Annotated in this window: 4 protein-coding genes; 1 reads left to right on the top strand and 3 read right to left on the bottom strand. The window is 60.4% G+C overall.

The features are described from left to right. Positions 1–74: 74 nt before the first annotated feature. Positions 75–674 carry a CPP1-like family protein gene (locus NW820_RS10855; RefSeq protein WP_011433251.1) on the top strand — a complete coding sequence of 200 codons (600 nt, stop codon included), beginning with the start codon at positions 75–77 and terminating at the stop codon, positions 672–674. Between the two features lie 38 nt (positions 675–712). Here NW820_RS10855 and NW820_RS10850 read toward each other — a convergent pair whose 3' ends face one another. The 3 genes from NW820_RS10850 to lysA form a co-directional block, all read right to left on the bottom strand. Continuing rightward, positions 713–1,459, bottom strand: a complete 747-nt coding sequence (locus NW820_RS10850) for an isoprenyl transferase (protein ID WP_011433250.1) — start codon at positions 1,457–1,459, stop codon at positions 713–715. A 6-nt stretch (positions 1,460–1,465) separates the two neighbouring features. Next, positions 1,466–2,389 carry a diadenylate cyclase CdaA gene (gene cdaA / locus NW820_RS10845; RefSeq protein ID WP_414328940.1) on the bottom strand — a complete coding sequence of 308 codons (924 nt, stop codon included), beginning with the start codon at positions 2,387–2,389 and terminating at the stop codon, positions 1,466–1,468. A gap of 218 nt (positions 2,390–2,607) precedes the next feature. After that, entirely contained in the window at positions 2,608–3,987 is a 1,380-nt protein-coding gene (lysA, locus tag NW820_RS10840) for a diaminopimelate decarboxylase (RefSeq protein ID WP_011433248.1), read from the bottom strand. Between the last annotated feature and the right edge of the window lie 26 nt (positions 3,988–4,013).

Below are 4,013 nucleotides of genomic sequence, written 5' to 3'. Positions count from 1 at the left end.
ACGTAGCCGGATCGAAGGTCGGGCAGGCTGGGTTAAGGTGATAAAGAGTTACAGGGCTGGTCGCTATGGCTGAGATGAGTCCGTATCAGGTGTTGGGAATTAGCGAAGAAGCCTCTTTTGAAGAGATTCAATCGGCGCGGGCTCGGCTCCTGGCCAGCTTGGGCGCCGATGAACAGCAGCAAGAGCGGGTGGAGCAAGCCTACGATGCCATCCTGATGCAGCGCCTGCGCCTGCGCAAAGAGGGCAAAATCGCCGTTCCCGATCGCATTCGCTACGCCGAACAACGGGCTGCCCATCCTGAGCCGGAGCTGAGTTTGCCTCGCCCTGCTGCCCAAAATCCCCCCTGGGTCAGCCGCTGGTTGGATACCCCCTCTACCGCCGATGCCCTCTGGCCTGCGGCGCTGCTGGGTGGGCTGGGGGGTTGGGTTATCCTGGCTCCCGATGAGTACCCCTCGCTGCAACTGGCCTTGGGGCTGATGGCTTGTATCTATTTCCTGTATCGCAAAGAGCGCCGCTTCATTCGCGCTTTTCTCTTGGCCCTGGCGGGCCTGAGCCTGGGGCTGATGTTGGCCTACGGCATTGCCCTTCCTCTCACCGGTGGCGATGCTCCTGGTGCGCTGTTGGTGGGGATCACGTTTACGGTGATGTGGTTGGTGACCAGCTTTCTGCGCTAGCTGCCGGTTGGCAACGGATATCCAACCAGGGATCATCCTCACCTGCCAAACCGCCGCTGCCGCGACTGATAGCTAAGCAAGGCTTGGTGAAAAGCGGCTCGGTCGAAATCCGGCCAGAGGATGGGGGTGAAATACTGCTCGGTGTAGGCCATCTGCCAGAGCAGGAAGTTGCTGATGCGCATCTCGCCGCTGGTACGGATCAGCAGATCAGGATCCGATAAGCCGGTGGTGTAGAGAAATTGGGAAAAGAGGGCCTCGTCAATCTGATCCGGCTGCAGCAGCCCCTGCTGCACCAAGGTGGCAATGGAGCGGCAGGCTTGTAGGATCTCCTGTCGTCCCCCGTAGTTGAGGGCCACCGTCAGGCAAATGCCCTTGTTGTGCTGGGTGCAGGCCACCGCATGCACGATGGTTTCCTGCAGAGAGTGGGGCAGAGCCGACAACTGGCCGGCAAACTGGATGCGCACCCCCTGCTGCACCATTTCCCCCAATTCCTGCCACAGCACCTGCTCGAACAAAGTCATGAGAAAATCCACCTCCTCGCGGGCCCGGCCCCAGTTCTCGGTGGAGAAGGCATAGGCGGTAAGGGCTGGGATCCCCCAGTCATCACAACAGCGCAGCAGCTCCTTCAGGGCCGCTACCCCTCGCTGATGCCCAACACTGCGGGGTAAGCCCCGTTTTTGCGCCCAACGCCCGTTGCCATCCATCACCACCGCCACATGGCGGGGCAACAACTGCGGATCTAGGTCGGCAGGCAACTGCAGAAGATGGGCAGGAGAAAGGGTCATGGAGATTCAGTCTTCGGGGAGGGTTTTCTCAGGTTTGCGAAAGAGTTTAGTCAGATCGGCAAGGGATCCCCACCAGCGCAGCGGCCCATTGCGAAACCAGGGGTGGGCCCACAATCCCTTTAGCGGAGCATCTCGTTTTTTGGCATCGCGGGGATTGCGCAACCGCTGTACCAGCAGTTCGTGTAACTTGGCACTGGTCAGAGGCCGCTCGATGCGCCCACCCTCCGCCAGGGAAATGGATCCCGTTTCTTCTGAGACCACAATACACAAGCAATTGGTCTGCTCTGTGATCCCCATCGCAGCGCGGTGCCGTGTGCCCAGCTGTCGAGAGGCGGCCCGCTCCGAAACCGGCAGGATGACCCCCGCTGCGCGAATGCGATTCCGATGGATGACCACAGCCCCATCATGCAACAAAGTTGAAGTCTGGAAAATGGTCTGCAAGATCTCCCGCGACACCCGCGCCTGGAGAGGTACTCCTTTGTCGGTAAATACCCGCGAGTCAATTGGCTGCTCCGGCTCGATCACAATCAGCGCTCCTGTGCGGTTTTGGGAAAGTTCTCGCACTGCTTGCACCAGTTCTTCCACCAAATCTTCCTCAGGATCCTCCTCGTCATCGCCTGCGTTGCTCGGCCACTCCATGCGGATGGCTCTTGCCAACTGCTCCAGCAGCCGGCGAAACTCCGGTTGAAAGAGCACGCCCATGGCTACAGCTGCGCCCAGGAGCAGGCGATCCAAGATCAGGTGAACCAAGGGGAGAGAGGCTGTGGCCAGGTACAGCACCAGCAGCACTATAAATCCCCTCACCAGCACCCCAGCACGACTTTCGCGGGTGTAGTAGAGAGCCAAAGCCAACAGAAAGACAGCCAGAGCCCAGTCCAAGAGGCTGAGAAAGTTAAACTGCTGTAGCCAAGCCCATAAGGCCGCCAGCATGGCGAAAAACCCCGTTCACGCTCCCCTCATTGCGGACCTTCTGCCTGGTGCCGTTCTGCACCTCAGAACCCCTGTTGGACTGCGGCCCCCAGACCAGCCTACCACTCACCTCCTGGCTGTCTTCCAGTCTTTCTCGCATGAGGTGCGTTGGCTGCGGTCGGCGCTGCCAGGAAAGGCTGTGCCTCTACTGACCAGATGGGTATGGGCAAACTTCCCCTTCAACGCAGCAACCGCTCTGGCAAGACATCTTGACGGATTAAGTCGGCATAAGTTTCTCGCCGCACAATCAACTGGGCCTCTCCCTCGTTGACCAGCACCGCGGCTGGCCGAGGGAAGCGATTGTAATTGGAAGCCATGCTGTAGTTGTAGGCCCCCGTCGCCAAAACCACCAACACTTCTCCTGCCATTGGGGCGGGCAGAAGCACATCCTTCAACAGCACATCCCCCGACTCGCAGTGCTTGCCGGCCACCGTTACCCGCTGCGTGGCCTCTGCCTCTGGTCGGTTGGCCAGAAGGGCGGTATAGCGGGCTTGATAGGTGATCGGGCGGGGGTTGTCGGACATACCACCGTCGATGGTGATGTAGGTGCGTCCCTGGGGCAGGTCATCGCTGGGAGGGATCCGCTTTTGCCCCCCCAGGGTGTAGGCGGTCACGGCAGCCGGCCCAATCACAGATCGTCCGGGCTCACAGAGCACTTTCGGCAAAGGGATCCCGGACTGGGCAAAGGCTTGTTGCACCGCCGTTGCCACAGTTTCCACCCACTCCGGGATGGAGGGGGGATCATCGGATTCGATATAGCGGATCCCCAGGCCCCCACCCACATTCAGCTCTTGTAGGGGCAACCCTCTGCCCAGCCCTTGCCGCCAGATCTGGGCCAGCACCCCCGCCAGGTCGCGGTGGCCCTGTAGATCAAAAATCTGTGACCCAATGTGGGCATGGAGCCCAACGCACTGCAGTTGGGGATGGGCTGCCAAAAAGTCAAACACCTCCGGCAGTTGCCATTGGCCGATGCCGAATTTGCTGTCGGTTTGTCCGGTGCGGATGTACTCGTGGGTGTGGACGTCAATACCAGGGTTAACCCGCAGGAGCAGCCGCGCTGGCCGTGCGGGCGTGGTCAGGGCCGACACCTGCTGCAGTTCGTACAGGCTATCGACCACCAAAGTACAGCCCGTCTCCAGGGCCAAGTTCAGCTCGTCGAGAGACTTGGCGTTGCCGTGCAGATAGAGATCTTCACCTTTAGCCCCCGCCTGCAGGGCCGTGTACAGCTCCCCGCCAGAAGCCACATCCAACCCCAGCCCTTCTTGCAGCGCCAATGCACAGATGGCCAGGCAATTCCAGGCTTTCGTGGCGTACAAAACCCGGGATCCCCCGGCGTAGCAGCGGGCCCAGGTGTCACGGTAAAGCTGGCAGGCGCGGCGCAGCGTCCATTCGTCCAGGATGTAGAGAGGGGATCCAAACTGGCGCACCAGCTCCACCACGTCGCACCCCCCAATTTCCAAGTGCCCCCGGCTGTTGATACGGCTGGTCAAGGGGCGCAAAGACTGGTTGGGGGAAAGGGTCTGCTCTGGATGGGTGGGAGTGCCGAGGGTCGAAATCATGGTCAGGAGTCAGAAAACTGTCTTAA

Source organism: Synechococcus sp. R55.7, from assembly GCF_047461955.1.
GTDB lineage: Bacteria > Cyanobacteriota > Cyanobacteriia > Thermostichales > Thermostichaceae > Thermostichus.
Note: the sequence above shows the minus strand (reverse complement) of the source record. Positions and strands in the feature narration are given on the sequence as shown.

Excerpts from the sequence above, each read along its gene's own strand:
- NW820_RS10855 (WP_011433251.1), top strand. The coding sequence starts at position 75 with ATGAGTCCGTATCAGGTGTTGGGAATTAGCGAAGAAGCCTCTTTTGAA.
- NW820_RS10850 (WP_011433250.1), bottom strand. The coding sequence starts at position 1,459 with ATGACCCTTTCTCCTGCCCATCTTCTGCAGTTGCCTGCCGACCTAGAT.
- cdaA (WP_414328940.1), bottom strand. The coding sequence starts at position 2,389 with ATGCTGGCGGCCTTATGGGCTTGGCTACAGCAGTTTAACTTTCTCAGC.
- lysA (WP_011433248.1), bottom strand. The coding sequence starts at position 3,987 with ATGATTTCGACCCTCGGCACTCCCACCCATCCAGAGCAGACCCTTTCC.